This is a genomic window from Streptococcus mitis, from assembly GCF_001579035.1.
Taxonomy (GTDB): domain Bacteria; phylum Bacillota; class Bacilli; order Lactobacillales; family Streptococcaceae; genus Streptococcus; species Streptococcus mitis_J.
On sequence record NZ_KQ970285.1, the window covers coordinates 164359 to 165480 of the forward strand.

General features: G+C 37.1%; 1 pseudogene. It reads left to right on the forward strand.

Annotation, left to right across the window (positions count from 1 at the left end):
* Positions 1 to 1122: pseudogene (locus tag SMIDD26_RS00735) on the forward strand (bacteriocin-associated integral membrane family protein); the annotation flags it as partial.

Genomic DNA, 1122 nt, shown 5'->3' on the forward strand with positions numbered 1-1122 from the left:
TCAAAAGTTACTTGGTTTTCAAAGCAGGGCGATTTTAGCTGGTTTTGTAAAGACTAATTTTTATCTTCTCTTGGGTGGAAGTCTTATCATTGACTTGGGACTATTTTTAGTGCTGGACTACAGACCAAAACTTTTGTTCCCAAGTTTATTCTTATCCCAATTTCTGCTTTTACAGTTGTATTTGTTCATCAGTTGGCTGACCTACCTGATGATTCAGAAAATGACAGTCAGTTCCATGTTGAAAGGTTTTTCATCTGTCAAACTTGGTCTCATCTTCAATTATGTGATGAAAATAGGGACAACTATTTTACTGACGGCCTTACTGATTGGGGTGGGCAGAAGTTTAGAACAAGAAAACAAAGAACTTGCTTATCAGCAACAGTGGGTAAGCCAAGGTAATTACCTGACCTTAGAAACCTTCAAACTCAATGATAATCTGTGGCAAGAAGAGCTAGCAGGGTCAGGGAAATCTACAGATTATTTCTATCGATTTTATCAGGATTTGGTAGAAAAAACGCAGGCGGGCTATGTGCAGAGTAGCAGTCTTCCTAGTAAAAAATTTTGTCCAATCAGAACAGATTCAGCAATATCAGTTAACAGATACGGTGGATGTTTACTATGCCAATCGCAATTTTCTAAAGAGCAAGGGATTCAAGCTACCAGATACCGGTATTAAAAAAGTTATTTTGATGCCAGCAAGTACGAAAGGTGAAGAAGATAAAAATCAGCTCTTGGGGAAGTTAATTGCCTTTCATTCGATGAAGTATGAAGAGCAGCAAAAACGAACGATAGAGGAGATGGATGTCGAGATTGCCTATTATGAAGGAGATTGGTCATTTTTCCCATATAGTGATAAGCGAAAGGAAAATCTCTCCAATCCAATTATTAGCTTGGTCAATGATTCTGATATGATGTGGGATGAGAAAGCCTCCCTGTCAACAACTGGCTTAAATAATCCGATTAAAATTGAAAATACGGTTCAACATCAAAAAGAGATTACAGAGTTAGTTGAGAAATTGTCAGATGGAAATTATTTAAAATTTTCATCGATTCAAGCAATTCAAGAGGGGATAGTTGATACCTATCGGGATTCTGTTCGTAATTTTAACGTTCTTTTTGCCT